The organism is Mycobacterium kubicae (assembly GCF_015689175.1).
Lineage (GTDB): Bacteria > Actinomycetota > Actinomycetes > Mycobacteriales > Mycobacteriaceae > Mycobacterium > Mycobacterium kubicae.
In genome coordinates this window covers 1,715,634-1,735,449 of record NZ_CP065047.1, presented here as the reverse complement: position 1 = coordinate 1,735,449, position 19,816 = coordinate 1,715,634, and the positions used below count along the sequence as shown (strand labels likewise).

Sequence of the window (19,816 nt, the reverse complement as noted above, 5' to 3'; positions counted from 1 at the left end):
GGTGCTGTTGATGCGATTCTGCGTCTGCTCGCCGAGCGAAATCAGTTGATCAGCGGATCGCGCGGCATCCCCAGAATCCGCTCGGCGATCTGGTTGCGCGTCACCTCCGAAGTGCCTCCGGCGATCGCCATGCCGCGAGCACCCATGACCATCCGGCCGACCACCGCTCCAGGTCCGTCGATCAGCGCGATGTCCGGCCCCAACAACGCCGCGGAGATCGCCGCACCCTCGATCATGTGTTCGGCGACCTTCAACTTGGTGACATTGCCCTCCGGGCCGGGGCCGGCGCCTTCTACGCTGCGCGCGGCGCGGCGTAGGTTCAGCAGCCGCAGCGAGTGGTCATTGGCCAGGAAGGCGCCTACGCGGATCTTGCTGCCGGCCAATGCATCTCCCCGGTGCCCAACCAGCTGAACCAGCTTGGACGCCATGCCTTCGTAGTAGCCGCCGCTGCCCCCGATGGTGACCCGTTCATTGCCCAGCGTCGCTCGGGCGACGGTCCAGCCGGAGTTCGGCGCGCCGACCACATCTTCGTCGGGAACGAACACGTCGTTGAAGAACACCTCGTTGAATTCTGAACCGCCGGTGATCTGCCGCAATGGCCGCACCTCGACGCCGGGGCCTTTCATGTCGATGATCACCGTGGTGATGCCCGCGTGCTTGGGCGCTTCCGGGTCGGTGCGCACGGTGGCCAGGCCGCGGGCGCAGAACTGCGCACCACTGGTCCACACCTTCTGCCCGTTGATCTTCCAGCCGCCATCCAGCCGGGTGGCCCGGGTCTTGACCGACGCCGCGTCCGACCCGGCTTCGGGTTCGGAGAACAGCTGGCACCAGATCTCGTCCTGACGCAGCGCATTCTCGACGAATCGTTCGATCTGCCAATCGGTTCCGTGCTGAATCAAGGTGAGAATCACCCAGCCGGTGATGGAGTACTCCGGGCGTTTGATACCGGCCGCGCGGAACTCTTCCTCGATGACCAACTGCTCCACCGCATCAGCCGCACGGCCCCACGGCTTGGGCCAGTGCGGCATCACGTAGCCCGTCTCGATCAGCTTGTCCAGTTGCGCCTTACCCTCCAGCGCAGCGATTTCACCGACATCCGAACGGATCTGGGCACGCAACTCTTCTGCCTCGGGCGGCAGGTCGAGGCTGTTGACCCGCTTGGTCCCGGCCACGGTGCGGTCGACCACGTCGGCGGCCGGCGCGTCACCACCGAACAATCCGGCAACGACCAGCGCCCGCCGCAGGTGCAGGTGCGCGTCGTGCTCCCAGGTGAATCCGATACCGCCGTGCACCTGGATGTTGAGTTCGGCGTTGCGGGCGTAGGCGGGAAACGCCTGCACCGCCGCCACGGCGGCAATCAGGCGGAACTGATCTTCGTCCTCGGCGGCAGCGCGTGCGGCGTCCCACACCGCGGCTATCGCAGACTCGGTGGCCACCAGCATGTTGGCGCAATGATGTTTGATCGCTTGGAAAGTCGCGATAGTGCGGCCGAACTGCTGGCGTACCTTGGCATAGCTCACCGCGGCATCGACGCAGTCGCCCGCACCGCCGACGGCCTCAGCGGCCAACAGCGTGCGCGCCCGCGCCAGCGCCGACGCGTGCGCACCCGACAAGATGTCATCGGCCGTGACGCTGACGTTCTGCAGCCGGACACGTCCGGATCGCCGGGTGGGATCGAAGTTCTCCGGCACCTCGACGGTGACACCCGCCCGGTCACGCTCCAAGACAAGTACGTCGTCACCGGCGGCGACGAGCAGCAGCCCGGCCAGACCCGCGCCGAGCACGATGCCCGCGTCACCGTCGGCGACACCGTCGGCGACGCGAACTTCGCCCGCCAAGCCGATGCCGGCAGTGACCGTTCCGTCGATCAATCCGGGCAGTAGGCGCGTCTTTTGTTCTGCCGTACCGTCTTTGGCGATCACCGCCGAGGCGATCACGGTCGGCACAAAAGGCCCGGGCGCGACGGCGCGACCGAGCTCCTCGACCACCACGACCAGCTCCGGCAGGCCATAGCCGGAGCCGCCGTGTTCCTCGTCGATGTGCAGCCCGAGCCAGCCGAGCTCGGCCAGGTTTTGCCAGAACGGCGGTCGCGTCTCCTCAGCCGCGTCGAGCAGCTCGCGTGCCGCCCAGCGGGCCTTCTGCGAAGTCAGGAACCCACGCGCTACCTCAGCGAGTTCACGATGGTCGTCGGTCAGTGCGATACCCATCAGGGTCCTCCTCGCGGCGCGACGGAGCCAGCGTCGTTGCCCGACTCCGATTGCCTAAAGAGTGTACTTATTCCCGACGAGCCCGACAGGCGGGGGCGTTACTTGGGAGCGAACCGCTGCCCCGCGTCCAGTCGCAGGCACTGACCGTTGAGCATCGGGTTGTCCACGATGGCCGCCACCAGCTTGGCGTACTCCTCGGGGCGGCCCATGCGTTTGGGGAAGGCGGCGTCTTTGACCAGCTGGCTGGCCATCTCGTCGGGAACCATAGCGGTCAAGCCGGTGAGAAAGAGGCTGGGCGCGATCGCCAGCACGCGGATGCCCATCGATCCGAGGTCTCGCGCCATCGTCAGACACATGCCCGCGATTCCGGCCTTGGCGGCGGTGTAGGCGACCTGCCCGATCTGGCCCTCGAAGGCCGCAATGGAGGCGGTGTTGATGATGACGCCGCGCTCTTCGTCTTCGGGCTCATTCTTGGCCATGTGCGCCGCCGCCAGCCGGCTGATGTTGAAGGTGGCGATGAGGTTGAGATCGATCACGGCTTGGAAGGATTCGAGGTCATGCGGGCCGGATTTGGTCAGCGTGCGCTTGGCGATGCCGCCGCCGGCGGTGGTCACCGTGACATGCAGGCCGCCCAAGTCGCCCACCGCCGACTGCAACGCTTCTTCAGTGCCGGCGAAGTCGGTGACGTCGACCGGGTAAAACGGACCGCCGATACCGTCGGCGACGGTTTTGCCGTCGGAGCCTTCGCGGTCCAGGACAGCGACCTGTGCGCCACGCTGGGCCAAGAGCTCGGCACTGGCCCGGCCCATGCCCGACGCGCCGCCGATGACGACGACTTTCTTCCCGCTGATCTCCATTCGGACCTCCTTGTCAGAATCCTTCGAATTTGTAACGTTAAAGAGGCACGCTAGCGCGTCGGCTCGGCGCCGGTGTCGGCAGCCATGCCAAGGCCAGCCACCAGTGACCAGAGAACGTGGTCAGACCTCGGCTACGCGGCGGGTAATTCCCTGAAACGCCGGGTCACGAGGTCAGGCGGGCCCAGGGCGGAATCGGAACGCTGAACAACTCCGCGGCACCCGGCGCGACGGTCAGCGCCAGCAGCGCGGCCGGAATGCGCTGCAAGGGCAGCACGAAGTCGACGCAGCCGGTGCTGATCGCGCTGGCCGGCATACCCGAAGCGCGGGCATCGGAGGGGTCTTGCACCAGAACCCGGCCACCGCCCACCTTGACCGAACGGCACCCGCGGCTGCCATCGGCTTGATAGTCCGTGAGGATCACGGCGATCGTCCGGCCCGCATAGGCTGCGCTGGCCAGCAGGACATCACCGGGACCGGTCGCCTTGGACGTGGGCCGCAGTCGCCACAAGCCGCTTGGGTCGATGGCGGCCGCGGTGGCCCCCGGTACTACCGTCACGCCGGGTTGGTGCGCCGTCACGCCGTCCACGGCGACTCGTACCGGCAGGTGAGTTCTGCGGGACAAAACCGCCGCCAGCGGATCGGGCTGCGCGATCTGGGGGCGGTGTTGCACCACGAGCACCGGCACGGGAAACCATGACGGCAGTCGCGATAGCACGGTGCTGAAGGCCTCCATGCCGCCCAGCGAGGCCACCAAAACAACCCACGAGAATTGCGGTACGAACTCCGGCGCAGCAGTGGATTCACCGGCCGTATGTCGGGTACCGGACATAAGGACAACCTTAGCCCGTGTGTCCGGTCGCGGACATAAGTCGCCGGGACCTGGGTAGTCACCGATCGCACGACAGGACCACAGAGAGCCGCGGAGATGACTTCCGATGATTTTCGGCGCAACGCCATTCTCGGACAGTTACCCGAGCGGGAATACGCCAGGATGCGGCCGCACCTGCGGCTTGAACAGACCCGACTGAAGCAGTCCGGCTATGAACCCCACACCCCGATCGCCGACGTGTATTTCCCACTGTCGTCGGTGTTTTCGCTGGTCGCGGTCACCGATCGGCGCATCGCCGTGGAAGTTGCCACCATCGGTCACGAGGGCATGGTCGGCCTTCCGGTCTACCTGGGAGCAGCGACCAGTCCCCAGGCCTCCTTCTGCCAGATCGCCGGTGAAACCGCCCGCATCAGCGTCGCGGACTTTCAAGAGGCGCTGAGCGGCGACGGCGCACTCCATCAGCTGCTCAATCGCTACACCCAGGCCACCATGGTGCAGGTCGCGCAGAATGTGGTCTGCAACAGCACTCACCCCACCGATGCGCGCATGGCCCGGTGGTTGCTCACCACCCAAGACCGCGTCGGTGCCAATGACATGCTGATGACTCAGGAATTCCTGAGCCAGATGCTCGGAGTGCACCGACCGACCGTCTCGGAAACCGCTCAACGCATACAAGAGCAAGGGATGATGCGCTATAGCCGCGGAACCATCACCATCCTGAACCGCCAAGGGCTCGAAGAGATGGCCTGCGAGTGCTACCGCATCGTCAGGGCGGAGTTCGACGCCCTCCGCAATTTCGCCTGAGAGTGCCGCACCCGTCGAGATGTCGGCCGCCCGTGCCAAGCTCTAAGCGTGCGGCTTTTGGAGGTGGCGACCACGTCGGTCGACGTAGGTAGCACCTCGTCGCGGCTGTCCAAGGTCGCGCACATCGCCGAGCTGCTGCGCCGCGCGGCGCCCGACCCGGAACTGGTCGCCATCGTGGTGTCCTGGCTGTCCGGGGAACTGCGGCAACGCCAGATCGGCGTGGGCTATGCGGCCCTGCGAAGGCTGCCGCCGCCGGCTTCCGATCCGGTGTTGACCGTCGGTGAGGTCGACGCGACGTTCTCGCGGATCGGGGCGGTATCCGGCCCGGGATCCCAAGGGCGGCGCGCCGAGTTGCTCGCCGAATTGTTCTCCGCCGCAACCCAACCCGAGCAGACCTTCCTGTTGCGGTTGTTGAGCGGCGAACTGCGTCAAGGTGCGCTGGTCGGGATCATGGCCGACGCGGTCGCCAAGGCGGCCGGCATCCCCGCTGCGGCGGTGCAGCGCGCCGCCATGCTCGGTGGCGACCTGCCTGCGGTCGCGGCGGCCGGCCTGACCGGCGGAGCGGCGGCGCTGGACGCGTTCACCTTGCGGGTGGGCCGCCCCGTGGGCCCGATGCTCGCGCAAACCGCGACCGGAGTGGCCGATGCCCTGGAAAAGCACAACGGCACAACGCTTTTCGAGGCGAAGTTGGACGGCGCCCGAGTCCAGATCCACCGCGCCGGTGACGAGGTCAAGGTGTTCACCCGAAGCCTTGACGATGTCACCGCCCGGCTACCCGAGGTGGTAGCGGCGACATTGGCATTGCCGGTGCGAGACCTGGTCGCCGACGGCGAAGCGATTGCGCTGCGCCCGGACAATCGGCCGCATCGCTTCCAGGTCACCGCGTCGCGATTCGGCCGGAAGGTCGACGTCGCGGCCGCTCAGGCAGCGCAGCCACTTTCGGTGTTCTTCTTCGACATCCTGCATCGCGACGGCGGAGATCTGCTCGACGCGCCGACCACCGAGCGGCTGGCCGCTCTGGACGCCTTGGTGCCGGCACAGCAACGAGTAGACCGGCTGCTCACCTCGGACGAGTCCGCTGCCCGGGCCTTTCTTGAAGCGATGCTGGCCGCCGGTCACGAGGGAGTCATGGTCAAGGCGCCCGGCGCGCCCTACCAAGCGGGCCGCCGGGGAGCGGGCTGGTTGAAGGTCAAGCCGGTGCACACCCTGGACCTCGTGGTGCTGGCCGTGGAGTGGGGTTCGGGACGCCGTCGCGGCAAACTGTCGAACATCCATCTGGGCGCACGCGACCCGGCCAGCGGCGAATTCGTCATGGTCGGAAAGACTTTCAAAGGAATGACCGACGCGATGCTGGATTGGCAGACCGCGCGGTTCACCGAACTGGCCGTAGACGGCACCGATGGCTACGTGGTCCGGGTGCGACCCGAGCAGGTGGTCGAGGTTGCCATCGACGGAGTGCAGGGGTCGTCGCGATATCCCGGCGGAGTGGCGCTGCGCTTCGCCCGGGTGGTGCGCTACCGGGACGACAAGCCCCCGACCGAAGCCGACACGATCGACGCGGTGCGCGCGCTGTATTGATGTAACCCGCCGGACAGACGCCAGCAGCCTTATCCGCGTAGGGTTTCCCGCGTGGCAGGACTCCACGACAACGTCAGCTACATCCATACCGACGCCGACCTGCCGCCCGTGGCGATCATCGATCGCTCCCCGATCACCGTCAAGCAAAAGGTCTTCTTCGGACTGATCGCGGTCGTCGGCGCCGTCGCGTGGGCCATCATCGCCTTCGTCCGCGGCGAGACCGTCAACGCCGTCTGGCTGGTGGTGGCCGCGGCTTGCACCTATCTCATCGCCTTCCGCTGCTACGCCCGGTTGATCGAACGAAAGATCGTCACCCCTCGCGACGATCACGCCACTCCCGCCGAAGTTCTCGACGACGGCACCGACTACGTGCCGACCGACCGGCGGGTGGTGTTCGGCCACCACTTCGCGGCCATCGCCGGAGCAGGACCGCTGGTGGGTCCCGTTCTGGCCGCCCAAATGGGTTACCTGCCCACCACCATCTGGATCGTCGTCGGCGCGGTGTTGGCCGGGTGTGTGCAGGACTACCTGGTGTTGTGGATCTCCACCCGACGCCGGGGACGTTCGCTGGGCCAGATGGTTCGCGACGAACTCGGCGCCACCGCCGGCGCGGCCGCCCTCATCGGCATCCCGGTGATCATCACCATCGTCATCGCGGTACTGGCATTGGTCGTGGTGCGGGCGCTGGCCAAGAGCCCGTGGGGCGTGTTCTCGATCGCCATGACCATCCCCATCGCCTTGTTCATGGGCTGCTATCTACGATTCCTGCGGCCGGGGCGGGTGACCGAAGTGTCCGTGCTCGGGGTCGGGCTGCTGCTACTTGCCGTCGTGTCGGGTGACTGGGTTGCCAATACCTCCTGGGGTGCAGCGTGGTTCAGCCTGTCGCCGGTCACCCTGTCCTGGTTCCTGATCGGCTACGGGTTTGCGGCATCGGTCTTGCCGGTGTGGTTGCTGCTGGCCCCGCGCGACTACCTATCCACCTTCATGAAAGTCGGCACGATCACGCTGCTGGCCGTCGGCGTGTGCGTGGTGCGCCCGGTGAACGCCGCGCCCGCGCTGTCGACTTTCGCCACCAAGGGCAACGGTCCCGCCTTCGCCGGCTCGTTGTTCCCGTTCTTGTTCATCACCGTCGCCTGCGGCGCACTGTCGGGATTTCATGCGCTGATCTCCTCGGGCACCACCCCGAAAATGCTGGAAAAAGAAGGTCAAATGCGGCTGATCGGGTACGGCGGCATGATCACCGAGTCGTTCGTCGCGGTCGTCGCGCTGATCACCGCGACAATCCTGGACCAGCACCTGTACTTCACCTTGAACGCGCCCGCCGCTCAAACGCACGACACCGCCGCCGGCGCCGCGCGATACGTCAACGGCCTGGGCCTCACGGGCGCCTCGGTGACCGCACAGCAGATCGATCAGGCGGCGGCCAGCGTGGGTGAGCAATCGATCGTGTCGCGAACCGGCGGAGCACCGACGCTGGCGTTCGGCATGTCCGAGATGCTGCACCGGGTGTTCGGCGGTGGCGGCCTCAAAGCGTTCTGGTACCACTTCGCGATCATGTTCGAAGCCCTGTTCATCCTGACCACCGTCGATGCCGGGACGCGGGCGGCGCGGTTCATGGTCTCCGACGGGCTGAGCAACCTGGGCGGTCCGCTGCGCAAGCTGCAGGATCCGAGCTGGCGGGTCGGGGCGTGGATGTGCAGCCTGGTGGTGGTCACCGCGTGGGGCAGCATCCTGCTACTGGGCGTGACCGATCCGGTCGGCGGCATCAACACGCTGTATCCGCTGTTCGGAATCGCCAATCAGTTGCTGGCCGGGATCGCGCTGACGGTCATCACGGTCGTCGTCGTCAAGCTGGGACGCCTGAAGTGGGCGTGGATCCCGGGCGTTCCGCTGCTGTGGGATCTCGCGGTCACCCTGACCGCCTCGTGGCAGAAGGTGTTCTCCGGCGATCCCGCGGTCGGGTACTGGACCCAACACGCGCAATACTCAGCGGCCAGACACGCCGGCAAGACCGCATTCGGCTCGGCGACCGACGCCCATCAGCTCGATGCCGTCATCCGCAACACCTTCATCCAGGGCACCCTGTCGATCCTGTTCGCGGCGGCGGTCGTCATCGTCTTCGTCGCCGGCGTCGTGGTCGGGCTCAAAGCGATTCGTGGAGCGGCCCGCCCACTGGCCGAAGACACCCCGGTCGATTCCAGACGTTTCGCGCCGGCGGGCCTGATCCCCACCGCCGCGGAGCGCGACGTGCAAAGGCAGTGGGACGCCTACGCCGGCACGGGCGGCGCGCCGAGCAACCAGGCTCTGCCTAAGTAACCGCCCAAGGGCCGTCCGGGGCCCCTAAAATTGTGCGGAATGAGAGTCGGCATCGACTTCGGCACCACCCACACCGTTGCTGCGGTCGTCGACCGAGGCAATTACCCCGTCGTCTCCTTCGACGGAATCGACACCTGGCCATCCCTGATCGCCGCGAACACCGCCGGCGAACTGCGCTTCGGTCTGGCTGCCGCCGCCGTCCGCCACGAACCCGGCTGGGCGGTGTTGCGGTCGTTCAAACGGCTGCTCACCGACGCCGGACCGCAAACCCAGGTGACGCTGGCCGGGCGCAGCTACGTACTGGCCGACCTCCTCACCGCCTTCTTGAGCCAGCTCAGAAGCGACCTGTGCCACCGATCCAACGTCACCCCGGCCGCGGATGAGCCCATCGAGGCCGCCATCAGCGTGCCCGCCAACGCCACCAGTGCCCAACGCTTTATCACGCTGGACGCGTTCGCAGCGGCCGGTTTTCAGGTGGTCGCGCTGCTCAACGAGCCGTCGGCGGCCGGGCTCGAATATGCCCACCGTTACCGCTCCACCATCACCGCCAAACGGGAATACGTCCTGATCTACGACCTCGGCGGGGGAACCTTCGACGCGTCCCTGCTCAAGATGGCCGGACACGTCAACGAAGTCGTCGTCAGCGAGGGGATCCAGCGGCTGGGCGGAGACGATTTCGACGACGCGATCGCGCGCCTGGTCCTGGCTGAATCCGGGTTGCAGGCCGATGCCGGCTCCTTCGAGCTGCTCAAGGAGGAATGCGCCGCGCGCAAGGAGGCAGTGGGGCCGCAGACGCGCCGCTTCCTGGTCGACCTCACGGTGATCGACGGCGTCGACCGGCCGCCGTTCTCCTGCGGCGTCGACGACGTCTACGCCGCGTGCGCGCCGCTGGTCGACCAGACCAGCGACCTGCTCGGGCGGGTGCTGCACGACCCGGCCGGTGACGGCAGAAACGTCGCGTGGTCAGAGGTCGCCGGAATCTACGTGGTGGGCGGGGCGGGCAGCTTCCCACTCGTGTCGCGGATGCTGCGCAAGAATTTCGGAGACAAGCGCGTCAAGCGATCGCCGCACCCGTTCGCCGCGACGGCCATCGGCCTGGCGGTCTCGCTGGACCACGACTCGGGATTCGTGCTGTCCGAACGGTTTTCGCGGCATTTCGGCGTGTTCCGCGAGGCGCACGCCGGCGCGGACGTCGTCTTCGACCCGATCGTGCCCAAGGACGCCGCGCTGCCCTCGGACGGACGGACCCCGCTGGTGATCAACCGCCGGTACCGGGCGGCCCACAACATCGGGCACTTCCGGTTCGTCGAGTGCAGCCGACTGGTCAACGGGCGTCCCGACGGTGACGTCACACCCTACGATCCGGTGCTCTTCCCCTTCGACCCGTCACTGCGCGACCGCGACGATCTGCTGCGCCAGCCCGTGGGCCGCTGCAGCGACGGACCCGACGTCGAGGAGCGCTACGTGGTGGCCCCCGGCGGTGCGGTCGAAGTCACTCTGACCACCCACCCCGCGGGCTTCAAGCGCACCTTCCGACTGGAACGGCGCGCCGCCGCACGGTTGTGAGACGCTGAAGCTGCTCTGTCCGCAGCTGGGCGCAAGCTCGTCTTCGCCCACCCAGCCGTCTAGAAGTGAGTGGCGCAATCGCGAAGACTGCGGCGTCGAAATCCGCCGAGGCGCAACCTCGAACCCTGTCCTTGCGTTGGCCGGCTCTAGCGGTCATGTCGATTTGGGCGACCGTCGCGGCCGTGCTGTTGGTGGCGACGGTCCCCGTGCACACACCCCGCGCCGGGCTGTTGGGCGGCGGTGACGATTTCGATGCTTATCGCGACGGTGTGCAGCACGTGCTGGCGCATTCGCCGCTGTATGCCGAACCGCTGATTCACCAGCACCTCTACACCTACCCGCCGTTTTCCATCGTGGCCTTCCTGCCGTTGTCCTGGCTGCCGTTCGGGACCGACACCAACATCTGGCTGGCCTTCAATGTCGTCGTTCTCATCGGGGCGGTGGTGCTGTGCTGGCGCATCCTCGGCTACCGAGTGACGCCCTACCTGATCGCGCAATCGGTGCTGCTGGGCGTGGTGTGCGCATTCCTCGAGCCGGTGCGCAGCACATTGCTGCACGGACAGATCAACCTGGTGCTGCTGCTGCTCGTGCTCTGCGACGGCGCCCGGTCGACGGCGAGTTGGCTCAAGGGAGTTGGCGTCGGCGTCGCCGCGGGTATCAAGCTCACTCCGGGCTACTTCGTCCTGTATTACCTGGCTGTGCGGCAATGGCGGGCGGCCGCGGTGGCGCTGGTGACGATCGCCGTCACCATCGCCGTGGGGTGGGCGGCCCTGCCCAGTGATTCGCGGCAGTACTGGTCGGGAACGTTCGCCGATTCCAAACGCATCGGCGACGACCCCCTGCACCCGTCCAATCAGTCGTTGGGCGGCGCGATCGCGCGCCTGACCTCGCCGCACCCCGACAGTCCTATCGGCCCCTTACCGGGCAATGCGTTACCGACATGGGCGTGGCTGCTGCCCGCGCTGGCGGTGACGGCGGCCAGCATGTGGGTCGTCGTGCGGCTGCATCGCGGCGGGGAGCACTTGTTGGCCTTGACCATCACCGGCTTGACCGCGGCGGTGGTGTCCCCGTTTTCCTGGACGCACCACTGGGTGTGGTTCTTACCGCTGCTCGTGTACCTGGTCCACCGCGCCTCCACCAACGCCTGGTGGTGGCTCCCCGCAGTGGGCTTGTTTCTGACGATCGGTTCCTGGCCGTACCGCTTCCCGATGGATCTCGAACCCCGCATCGGGCTGTTCATGTTTCCCGATACCTGGGGGCCGTGGGAAGTACTGTCCAATCTCTACATCCTGCTGTACGTAGCAATCCTTGCCGCTGCGGCGATATGGCTCATCAGCAACGGGCGAACGCACCGGAAGGCAGTTACCGACGGCGACGAGCCGGCACCACTGCCCTGACGCGCAGACGGGGCCAACGACTGCTAAAACGACATTATCGACATTGGTAACATCGTTCTCATATACCTACACTGCCGCTCTTCGAGCCACTCGCGGCGGTAAGCCTACGCACGGGAGTTCGGTCATGACGCAAGCATCACTCCTGGAGACCGACGACGGTCTTCCGTCGAACGTTCACGGCGCCGCCGACCCGCGGTTTGCCTGCGTCGTCAATACCTTCGGCAAGCTGTTTCCCGGTCCGCGGTTCGGCGGCGGAGCGTTGTCGATCTATGTCGAGGGCGAACCCGTCGTCGACGTCTGGACGGGCTGGTCAGACCGCGACGGTGAACAGCCTTGGGACGCCGATACCGGCGCCATGGTCTTCTCCGCCAGCAAAGGGGTGGCGGCAACCGTCATCCATCGGCTCGTCGACCGCGGACTGGTGTCTTATGACGAGCCCGTCGCCCGCTACTGGCCGGAATTCGGCGCCAACGGCAAGTCGCAGATCACGGTGCGCGACATGCTGGGGCACCGGGCCGGCTTGTCACACCTGCAGGGGGTCAGCAAGGACGAACTGCTCGATCACCGCGCCATGGAACAGCGGCTGGCCGCCGCACCCGTCGACCGCAACGCCGGTCGCGCGGCATATCACGCCTTCACCTATGGCTGGTTGACGTCAGGCTTGGCCCGGGCCGTCACCGGTAAGGGCATGCGCGAGTTGTTCCGCAGCGAGATCGCCGAGCCGCTCGACACCGACGGTATCCACCTAGGCCGCCCGCCGGCCGACGCGCCGACCACAGCTGCGCAGATCATGTTTCCGCAGACCACCCGCGCCAACCCGGTGTTCGACCTGCTGGCGCCCCGGCTTACTCAGCTACCTGTCGCCGGCGGGCTGGGCGCGATGTACGTGCGAGGCATCACCTCCCTCATCCAGGGCGACACTCCGCTGCTGGAAAGCGAGATCCCGTCGGTCAATGCGGTGGTGACGGCGCGCGGGCTGGCGCGGATGTACGGCGCGTTGGCAAACGGCGGTCGCGCCGGCGACACGCAGCTGCTGTCCAAAGATCTGGCTCGTGGCCTGCTCGGCAAGCTGAGCTTGCGGCCCGATCTGAACATGGTCGTGCCCATGTCATTTCACCTCGGCTACCACGGCTCGCCGGTGCCGGGACTGTTGCGGGGCTTCGGGCACGCCGGATTGGGCGGCACCATCGGGTGGGCGGACCCGGCCACCCGCAGCTCATTCGCCTTCGTGCACAACCGGCTGGTCACCCCCATCTTGGTGGATCAAATCCTGATGGGGCCGCTCATCTTCCCCATCCGGCGGGCGACGACGGCCGCGCACGCCAGCGGCTTCAACCCGGTACCGAGCTTCGGTGCGCCGTACTCCGAGCGCGCCTTGCCCAGTTCCAGCGCGCGCTAGCACCCACCAGCGCCGACTGGGGTTACCTGCGCCGAAGTCTGGTGGCGCGCAGCGCGTCGATGGAGTACCTCCCCGGGCCGATGAACACCAGCAGGAAGAACCCAAAACAGAAGAGGATCGCCGGGGTTCCACCGTTGCCGGCCGGCGGATCACCGATGGGCCAGAGGGCATGCGGCTGATGCATCCAGAAGTAGGCCACGGCCATGTTGCCGGAGGCGACGAACGCCGCGGCGCGGGTGAACAGCCCAGCACCGATCAACAGACCGGTGACGAACTCGATCAAGCCGGCATACCACCCCGGCCACTCACCTACCTGCACCGGATGACCCGAATCCACGGGCCACCGAAACAGGATCATCGACCCGTATCCGGCGAACAGCAAGCCGTAGACCAGCCGGTACACGCTCAGCACCACCGGTGAATAACCGGCGAGACGCCGGTCAAGGTTAGTCGTCATGCCCACAGAGGCTACGGCTTGCCTCCGACGAACCGGGCGTCGCGCTGTAGTGTACGTCTGTACATGTACATCCGTACACAAGGAGAGACGTTGGCTTATCTGTTTCTGCTGTGCGCGATCTTCGCCGAAGTGGTGGCGACCAGCCTGCTGAAAAGCACCGAAGGCTTCACCAGATTGTGGCCGACAGCGGCGTGCCTGATCGGCTACGCCGCCGCGTTCGCCCTGCTCGCGATGTCCATCGCGCGCGGGATGCAGACAGACGTGGCTTACGCGTTGTGGTCGGCGATCGGCACGGCGGCCATTGTGTTGATCGCCGTGCTGTTTTTGGGCTCGACGCTGTCGCTGGCGAAGGTGGTGGGCGTGGGTCTGATCATCGCCGGCGTGCTCACCTTGAACTTGGCCGGCGCGCATTGACCGCCGTGGCCGAACGTCGTCCACGCGACCCGGCGGGTCGCCGGCAGGCCATCGTCGAGGCGGCCGCACGGGTCATCGCCCGGGGCGGCCTCAGCCAGCTCACCCATCGCCGGGTGGCCACAGAGGCCGATGTTCCGGTCGGGTCGACGACCTACTACTTCAGCGACTTGGGCGCACTGCGAGAGGCCGCGCTGGCCCACGCTGCCACGAGTGCGACGACATGGCTCGACCTCTGGCGACAGGAATTGGATGCCAACGCGGCCCTGCCCGCGACACTGGCCCGGCTCACCGCCGAATACTTGACCGACCAAGATCGGCACCGCACTCTCAGCGAGTTGTATGTCGCGGCAAGCCATCAGCCGCAATTGCAGCGGCTCGCCCAGTTGTGGCCGGAAGGGCTGATGGCGCTGCTCGAACCGCGTATCGGGCGGCGAGCCGCCGAGGCGGTCACGGTGTTCCTCGACGGAGCTTCGCTGCATTCGCTCATCACCGGTAGGCCGTTGGGCGCGGCCGCACTGACGGATGCGATCGCTCGCCTGATCTGAGTAAGCCCGCGTCGCATCGGCACTTTCCATAAGGAACTTGGGGTTTCAGGTCGCCGGAAACGTGAACCCTGCCTGCGCCCTGGGAAGTCGGGCATATCACGAGAGGAAAGACGTCGATGTCTGCACGCAACACAATTGTTCGTTCCCTGCACGATCTAGGTGCGGCCGCCTGGTTCGGTGGTTCCCTGATGGGCGCCGTCGGAGTCAACGGCGCAGGCGCCGCCGTTCGGGACCCCAAGGACCGCGCTCGTGTCACGGCCGCCGGGTGGGGGAAATGGGGACCCGTCAACGCTGCGGCCATCGGCGCCCACTTGATCGGGGGCGGCGCGATTCTGTACAACAACCGGGATCGCGCCAAGTACCAAAGTGGCGTTACCGCGAACACCGTGACGAAGCTGGTCGTCACCGGAGCGGCGCTGGGAGCCACTGTCTACAGTCGCGCGTTGGGCATGAAAGCCTCTCAAGGACAAGGTGATCCGGTTCAGGGAGCGACTGAACCGGCCCCTTCCACACCCAGTGATGTCGCGGCGGCGCAGCAACAGCTGCGGTATGCACAGTGGCTGGTGCCGGCCCTGACGGGCACGATCATCCTGTTGGGCGCACAGCAGGGCGAACAACAACGTCCCGGCCAGATCGCGACCGGGGTGAGCCGGAAGTTGACCCGGATCGCCGGCAACTGATCTGAAGTAGCTGTCCCATTGCGGCAGCTGACGCCCCCACCGGTCTCACGAGTGCCGGCGGGGTATTCCCCTGCGCTCGCGTGCGTGCCAGGATTGTGGTCAAAGGTGCTGTTCAGGAGCCCGCGTGCGGGTGAGCGGCACAGATCGCCAACTGAATATCTGGCGACCGCGCTCGGTGTGCATGGAAGGAGTTGTGACCCAACATGATTCGACTACGACGTTTGCTGGCTGTCACAGCGCTCACCGCGGCCGTTGGCGGCTTGACCGGGCTGGGAGTCGCACAAGCCGATCCCGATGACCCCGAGCCGGCGCCGCCGCCCCCGGCTGGTCCGCAACTCAGTCCCGAACAGCAGTGCGCCTGGATCGCGTTTCGAACCTGGGTGCCGTGCAACTGGGTGATGCCTGCACCGCCTCCACCGGGCACGCCGGGCACACTGTACTGACGATCTAGCAGCGCTCGGGGCTCAGGCAGTCCCGTCGGGTCATCACCGCACCCGCGTTCTTGCGCGAATCGAATTCGACAACAGCTCGGACGAACTGGCGCGGGCTGTAGTCAATAGCCTGATGTCCCTGCCCGCGTAGTGAAGCGGTAGTCGTGCCGGGGATCATCGCGGCCAGGGATGCTGCGGCCGCACGGAAATACGCGGGGCTCTTGCTGCCGAGCAGGATCCGTACCGGCACGTCGATGTCGGCAAGCCGTTCGGTCGCGCGGTAGGTGCCGACCTCCGCGAGTTCGCGAACGGCGGTGTGTGCGATAGAGCCGGCCACGTAAGGGAATTCGCGATCGGTGAGGTCGTCGATCGCCGGCTCCGGCAACCGCAACGTTTCGCGATAGAACGCCTGCAGGATCGCCCGGGGATTATCCATACTGGATAACGCCGCCAAGCGGTCCGGTGCCACGACCTCGAATCCCGGCGTGGGCAGCGGCGGCTCGTAGAGCAGGATGCGCCGGAATGCCGATGTGATCAGCGCTGCCTCCAGGACCGCCAGAGCACCGTAGGAGTGTCCGACCACGTACACGTTGCCGCCGACCGCCTCGGCGACGGCCGCCACATCTTCGGCTTCGCGCTGCAGGCTGTAGGGTCCGGCCTCGGCAACGCTGAGCCCACGGCCGCGCCGGTCCATCGCGTGGACGGTGTAGCGCTGGGCCAATTTCGCACGCACCGGCCACCACCGGGCGCGGGTACCCGTGCTGCCGTGTACCAGCAGCAAAGGTGTTCCTGCGCCGCATGTTTCGTAGCCGATGACGGTTCCGTCGGTCGACGTAACGGTGGCCATCGCGGCGGTCCTACTCGGGCCAGCTGTTGGTGCGGATGATCTCGACGAAGTCGTCGCGGACGAAGGAGTCGTCGAAGTGTTCCAGCACGTCAGCGTTGACGGTGCCGAAGGTGCTGCGCGGCCGGTGCTTCATGCCGTCGGTGAACGCTCGCAGGATCCGGTTCTTGAAGTCAGGACGCGGGTGGGCGGCAGTCACTGCCTCGATGGCTTCGGCGGACAGGTCGTCGCGTCCGATGCCCAGCACGTCGGTTTCCACGCCCGCGGTGACCAGTGCGATCTCGGGTTCCAAGAACTTCGGTATTCCGGGTGTCGTGTGCAGCGCAATGGACAGCCACACCTTGCGCGCGGCGGCGTCGTCGACGCCCCGCTCCAGCAGGAAGTCGCGCGCTGCGTTCGCGCCATCGACCTCGAACCGCAGCGAAGACGTGCGGTAGCCCTGAGTCAGCCCGATGTCGTGGAACATGGCGCCCGCGTACAGCAACTCCAGGTCCGGTTGCAGCCCGCGCCGCTGCCCTTGCAGCGCGCCGAACAGGAAGACCCGGCGGGAGTGGTTGAACAGCAGCTCGTCTTCGGTGTCGCGGATGTACTCGGTGATGTCACGCACCAGCGGGGTGTCGGGAATGACGATGCCAGCGGTGGACTGCGTGGATGAGGTGGTCATGGTGCATTCCTTTCGGTCTGATGTATCGATCAAACGCCGAACGGTGCAATTTCGGGAGATTTCCCAGCGCCACCTTTCCCACAGAAACCGCCATCGCCGCTGCTCGCTTGGCGCAGGGGATGTCGCAAGCGGCCGGCAACGTCGATTCGTCGCGCACAGGTGGGGTTGCGTTTACGTAACTGACGTCAATTGCGGGTTCGGTGTGCAAACATCGCTGCCAGACTGTCGGCTGTGCGCACCGCCGGCCACAGGGTGCGTTGGGCAAGCGCTAGGGAGTGAGACTCACCATGACCGACCTCGATCAGACACCGTCGGACGGACTGTCCCCGACCAGCGCGGCGCGCTCCGAGCTGTCCGAGCACTCCCGGACCGGGATGAGCGCCGCCGCGTTACAGCGGGCGATCACCGATCATCTGCGGTACTCCATTGGCCGTCCGGCCGCGGCCCTACGGCCCGTGCATTACTACCGGGCGCTCGCGCTGGCGGTGCGTGACCGGATGCAGGACCGCCGCGCCGCGTCGACGCAGGTTTCGCTCGACCTGGGCCGAAAGGTGACGTGCTATCTGTCGGCCGAATTCCTCATGGGTCCACAGTTGGGTAACAACCTGCTCAACCTGCGCATGGAGCGGGATGCACGGGCGGCGCTGGCCGCGATGGGCCAGAACTACGACGAGGTGCTGGCTTGCGAGGAAGAGCCCGGCCTGGGCAACGGCGGCCTGGGCAGGTTGGCCGCGTGCTACCTGGACTCGTTGGCCACCCTGGAGCGTCCGGCGATCGGCTACGGCATCCGCTACGAGTTCGGGATCTTCGACCAGGAGATCCACGACGGGTGGCAGGTCGAGCAGACCGACAACTGGTTGGACAGTGGAAACCCTTGGGAGATACCGAAACCCGACGTCAACTATCTGGTGAAGTGGGGCGGGCACACCGAGCGCTACACCGACGACGCCGGTCACGAGCGGGTGCGTTGGGTACCGGGCATGATGCTCAAAGGCGTCGCGTACGACACACCCATCCAGGGTTACGGTGTCAACACCTGCAACGTGCTGACGCTGTGGAGCGCGCGGGCCGTCAAGTCGTTTGCGTTGGACGCCTTCAACACCGGTGACTACTACAAGGCGGTGGAGGACGAGGTCACCTCCGAAACGGTGACCAAGGTGCTCTACCCCAATGACGAGCCGGAGGCAGGTAAGCGGCTGCGGTTGCTGCAACAGCACTTCTTCGTGTCCTGTTCGCTGCAGCACGTGCTGCACATCATGGACGACCTGGCCGACGTCTCTGTCCAGGAACTCCCCCAGCGGTTCGCGTTGCAGCTCAACGACACTCACCCGTCAATTGGCGTAGCCGAGTTGATGCGGCTGCTGGTCGACGAGCGCCACCTGGAATGGGAAGATGCGTGGGAGATCACGGTCGCGACCTTCGGCTACACCAACCACACCTTGTTGCCGGAGGCGCTGGAGCGGTGGCCGCTGGAGATGTTCGCCCAGTCACTGCCCCGCCACCTCGAAATCATCTACGAGATCAACCGGTGCTTCCTCGACGAGGTGCGCGCCCGATTCCCCGGCGACGAGGACCGGCTGCGGCGGATGTCGCTGATCGGTGAGGACGGCGGCAAGAACGTCCGGATGGCGCATCTGGCGACAGTCGGCAGCCACGCCATCAACGGTGTGGCCGCACTGCACTCCGATCTTCTCAAAATCAGTGTGCTGAAAGACTTTTACGAGATGTGGCCGGAGCGATTCAGCAACAAGACCAACGGCGTGACGCCGCGGCGGTTCGTCGCACTGGCCAACCCGGGCCTGCGCGAGCTGCTCGACCGCACCATCGGTGATGGATGGTTGACCGACCTGGGCCGCCTGCGCGGGCTGGAGCAGTACGTCGACGACGCCTCCTTCCGTCAGCAGTGGCGCGACGTCAAACGCAGCAACAAGGCACGCCTTGCCGCTTATATCCGGTCGGTGACCGGCGTTGAGCTGAAAGCCGATTGGATGTTCGACATCCAGGTCAAGCGCATCCACGAGTACAAGCGCCAGCACCTCAATGTTCTGCACATTGTGACGCTCTACCACCGGCTCAAGCAGAATCCCGGCCTGTCCATCCCGCCGCGGGCATTCATCTTCGGTGGTAAAGCCGCGCCCGGTTACTTCATCGCCAAACGAATCATCAAGTTGATCAACGCCGTTGGGCAGACGATTAATGCCGATCCGGAGGTGAACCGCTTCCTCAAGGTGGCGTTCATCCCCAACTTCAACGTGCAGAACGCGCACCTGATCTACCCGGCGGCCGATCTGTCCGAGCAGATCTCCACCGCGGGCAAGGAAGCCTCGGGCACCGGGAACATGAAGTTCATGATGAACGGTGCACTGACCATCGGCACGCTCGACGGAGCCAACGTCGAGATGCGCGAAGAGGTCGGGGCCGAGAACTTCTTCCTGTTCGGTCTGACGGTGCAGGAAGTGGAAGCACTCAAGGCGACGGGTTACCGTCCGGCCGACTACATCGACGCCAACGAGGAACTGCGCGCGGTGCTCGACCTCATCGGTGGTGGGACATTCTCGAACGGGGACAGCGAAGTGTTCCGGCCTCTGGTCGACAACCTGCGCTACGACGACCCGTTCCTGGTGCTCGCCGACTACGCGGCTTATGTCCAGTGTCAGGACCAGGTGAGCGCGGCGTGGCAGGACAAGGACGCCTGGACCAAGATGTCGATCCTGAACACCGCGCGCAGCGGCAAGTTCTCCTCCGACCGCGCCATCGCCGAGTACTGCGATGACATCTGGAACGTGTGGCCACTGACCGTCAAGATGTAAGCGTTTGGAGTGCAGTCG

At 66.1% G+C, this 19,816-nt stretch carries 17 protein-coding genes; 11 read left to right on the top strand and 6 right to left on the bottom strand.

The window, feature by feature from the left end:
* Nucleotides 1–41 precede the first annotated feature (41 nt).
* From I2456_RS08190 to I2456_RS08180, 3 genes are all read right to left on the bottom strand, one after another.
* A complete protein-coding gene (locus tag I2456_RS08190) occupies nucleotides 42–2,207 on the bottom strand; it encodes an acyl-CoA dehydrogenase family protein (RefSeq protein ID WP_085073471.1) in 2,166 nt (721 codons plus the stop codon).
* Between the two features lie 98 nt (nucleotides 2,208–2,305).
* Entirely contained in the window at nucleotides 2,306–3,064 is a 759-nt protein-coding gene (locus I2456_RS08185) for an SDR family NAD(P)-dependent oxidoreductase (protein ID WP_068024563.1), read from the bottom strand.
* A gap of 163 nt (nucleotides 3,065–3,227) precedes the next feature.
* Nucleotides 3,228–3,893: a chemotaxis protein CheB gene (locus I2456_RS08180; protein ID WP_085073472.1), complete on the bottom strand. Its 666-nt coding sequence runs from the start codon at nucleotides 3,891–3,893 to the stop codon at nucleotides 3,228–3,230.
* A gap of 96 nt (nucleotides 3,894–3,989) precedes the next feature.
* Between I2456_RS08180 and I2456_RS08175 the strand changes: the two genes are divergently transcribed.
* From I2456_RS08175 to lipL, 6 genes are all read left to right on the top strand, one after another.
* Nucleotides 3,990–4,697 carry a Crp/Fnr family transcriptional regulator gene (locus tag I2456_RS08175; protein WP_085073473.1) on the top strand — a complete coding sequence of 236 codons (708 nt, stop codon included), beginning with the start codon at nucleotides 3,990–3,992 and terminating at the stop codon, nucleotides 4,695–4,697.
* A 48-nt stretch (nucleotides 4,698–4,745) separates the two neighbouring features.
* The gene (locus I2456_RS08170) at nucleotides 4,746–6,275 is read left to right on the top strand and encodes an ATP-dependent DNA ligase (RefSeq protein WP_085073474.1); all 1,530 of its coding nucleotides are present in this window, start codon (nucleotides 4,746–4,748) and stop codon (nucleotides 6,273–6,275) included.
* Nucleotides 6,276–6,326: 51 nt separating this feature from the next.
* Entirely contained in the window at nucleotides 6,327–8,591 is a 2,265-nt protein-coding gene (locus tag I2456_RS08165) for a carbon starvation CstA family protein (RefSeq protein WP_085073475.1), read from the top strand.
* 39 nt (nucleotides 8,592–8,630) lie between these two features.
* The gene (locus I2456_RS08160) at nucleotides 8,631–10,157 is read left to right on the top strand and encodes an Hsp70 family protein (protein WP_085073476.1); all 1,527 of its coding nucleotides are present in this window, start codon (nucleotides 8,631–8,633) and stop codon (nucleotides 10,155–10,157) included.
* Between the two features lie 155 nt (nucleotides 10,158–10,312).
* Nucleotides 10,313–11,554: a glycosyltransferase 87 family protein gene (locus tag I2456_RS08155; RefSeq protein WP_085073477.1), complete on the top strand. Its 1,242-nt coding sequence runs from the start codon at nucleotides 10,313–10,315 to the stop codon at nucleotides 11,552–11,554.
* Between the two features lie 124 nt (nucleotides 11,555–11,678).
* Entirely contained in the window at nucleotides 11,679–12,953 is a 1,275-nt protein-coding gene (lipL, locus tag I2456_RS08150; RefSeq protein WP_085073478.1) for an esterase/beta-lactamase LipL, read from the top strand.
* Nucleotides 12,954–12,975: 22 nt separating this feature from the next.
* Here the strand turns inward: lipL and I2456_RS08145 are convergent, their stop codons facing one another.
* Nucleotides 12,976–13,410 (bottom strand): DoxX family protein, encoded by a 435-nt coding sequence (locus I2456_RS08145; protein ID WP_085073479.1) that lies wholly within the window; start codon nucleotides 13,408–13,410, stop codon nucleotides 12,976–12,978.
* A gap of 90 nt (nucleotides 13,411–13,500) precedes the next feature.
* Between I2456_RS08145 and I2456_RS08140 the strand changes: the two genes are divergently transcribed.
* The 4 genes from I2456_RS08140 to I2456_RS08125 all read left to right on the top strand — a co-directional run bounded on the left by I2456_RS08140 (nucleotide 13,501) and on the right by I2456_RS08125 (nucleotide 15,492).
* Nucleotides 13,501–13,824: a DMT family transporter gene (locus I2456_RS08140; RefSeq protein ID WP_085073504.1), complete on the top strand. Its 324-nt coding sequence runs from the start codon at nucleotides 13,501–13,503 to the stop codon at nucleotides 13,822–13,824.
* Nucleotides 13,821–14,369 (top strand): TetR/AcrR family transcriptional regulator, encoded by a 549-nt coding sequence (locus I2456_RS08135; protein WP_085073480.1) that lies wholly within the window; start codon nucleotides 13,821–13,823, stop codon nucleotides 14,367–14,369. The genes I2456_RS08140 and I2456_RS08135 overlap by 4 nt, the downstream gene beginning before the upstream one ends.
* Nucleotides 14,370–14,485: 116 nt before the next feature.
* Nucleotides 14,486–15,049 carry a hypothetical protein gene (locus I2456_RS08130; protein WP_085073481.1) on the top strand — a complete coding sequence of 188 codons (564 nt, stop codon included), beginning with the start codon at nucleotides 14,486–14,488 and terminating at the stop codon, nucleotides 15,047–15,049.
* Between the two features lie 203 nt (nucleotides 15,050–15,252).
* On the top strand, nucleotides 15,253–15,492 hold the full coding sequence (locus tag I2456_RS08125) for a hypothetical protein (protein WP_131813454.1): 240 nt from the start codon (nucleotides 15,253–15,255) through the stop codon (nucleotides 15,490–15,492).
* Nucleotides 15,493–15,496: 4 nt separating this feature from the next.
* On the opposite strand, the gene I2456_RS08120 is transcribed toward I2456_RS08125, so the two are convergent.
* Both I2456_RS08120 and I2456_RS08115 read right to left on the bottom strand, forming a co-directional pair.
* Complete coding sequence (locus I2456_RS08120) at nucleotides 15,497–16,327, bottom strand: alpha/beta fold hydrolase (RefSeq protein ID WP_085073482.1); 831 nt, start codon at nucleotides 16,325–16,327, stop codon at nucleotides 15,497–15,499.
* 10 nt (nucleotides 16,328–16,337) lie between these two features.
* Nucleotides 16,338–16,988, bottom strand: a complete 651-nt coding sequence (locus I2456_RS08115; RefSeq protein ID WP_085073483.1) for an HD domain-containing protein — start codon at nucleotides 16,986–16,988, stop codon at nucleotides 16,338–16,340.
* Between the two features lie 287 nt (nucleotides 16,989–17,275).
* Here I2456_RS08115 and I2456_RS08110 point away from each other — a divergent pair, with 287 nt between their 5' ends.
* Nucleotides 17,276–19,798 (top strand): glycogen/starch/alpha-glucan phosphorylase, encoded by a 2,523-nt coding sequence (locus tag I2456_RS08110; RefSeq protein WP_085073484.1) that lies wholly within the window; start codon nucleotides 17,276–17,278, stop codon nucleotides 19,796–19,798.
* Nucleotides 19,799–19,816 lie beyond the last annotated feature (18 nt).

Excerpts from the sequence above, each read along its gene's own strand:
- I2456_RS08175 (WP_085073473.1), top strand. The coding sequence starts at position 3,990 with ATGACTTCCGATGATTTTCGGCGCAACGCCATTCTCGGACAGTTACCC.
- I2456_RS08185 (WP_068024563.1), bottom strand. The coding sequence starts at position 3,064 with ATGGAGATCAGCGGGAAGAAAGTCGTCGTCATCGGCGGCGCGTCGGGC.
- I2456_RS08190 (WP_085073471.1), bottom strand. The coding sequence starts at position 2,207 with ATGGGTATCGCACTGACCGACGACCATCGTGAACTCGCTGAGGTAGCG.
- I2456_RS08180 (WP_085073472.1), bottom strand. The coding sequence starts at position 3,893 with ATGTCCGGTACCCGACATACGGCCGGTGAATCCACTGCTGCGCCGGAG.
- I2456_RS08115 (WP_085073483.1), bottom strand. The coding sequence starts at position 16,988 with ATGACCACCTCATCCACGCAGTCCACCGCTGGCATCGTCATTCCCGAC.
- I2456_RS08130 (WP_085073481.1), top strand. The coding sequence starts at position 14,486 with ATGTCTGCACGCAACACAATTGTTCGTTCCCTGCACGATCTAGGTGCG.
- I2456_RS08145 (WP_085073479.1), bottom strand. The coding sequence starts at position 13,410 with ATGACGACTAACCTTGACCGGCGTCTCGCCGGTTATTCACCGGTGGTG.
- I2456_RS08110 (WP_085073484.1), top strand. The coding sequence starts at position 17,276 with ATGACCGACCTCGATCAGACACCGTCGGACGGACTGTCCCCGACCAGC.
- lipL (WP_085073478.1), top strand. The coding sequence starts at position 11,679 with ATGACGCAAGCATCACTCCTGGAGACCGACGACGGTCTTCCGTCGAAC.
- I2456_RS08120 (WP_085073482.1), bottom strand. The coding sequence starts at position 16,327 with ATGGCCACCGTTACGTCGACCGACGGAACCGTCATCGGCTACGAAACA.
- I2456_RS08155 (WP_085073477.1), top strand. The coding sequence starts at position 10,313 with ATGTCGATTTGGGCGACCGTCGCGGCCGTGCTGTTGGTGGCGACGGTC.
- I2456_RS08160 (WP_085073476.1), top strand. The coding sequence starts at position 8,631 with ATGAGAGTCGGCATCGACTTCGGCACCACCCACACCGTTGCTGCGGTC.
- I2456_RS08125 (WP_131813454.1), top strand. The coding sequence starts at position 15,253 with ATGATTCGACTACGACGTTTGCTGGCTGTCACAGCGCTCACCGCGGCC.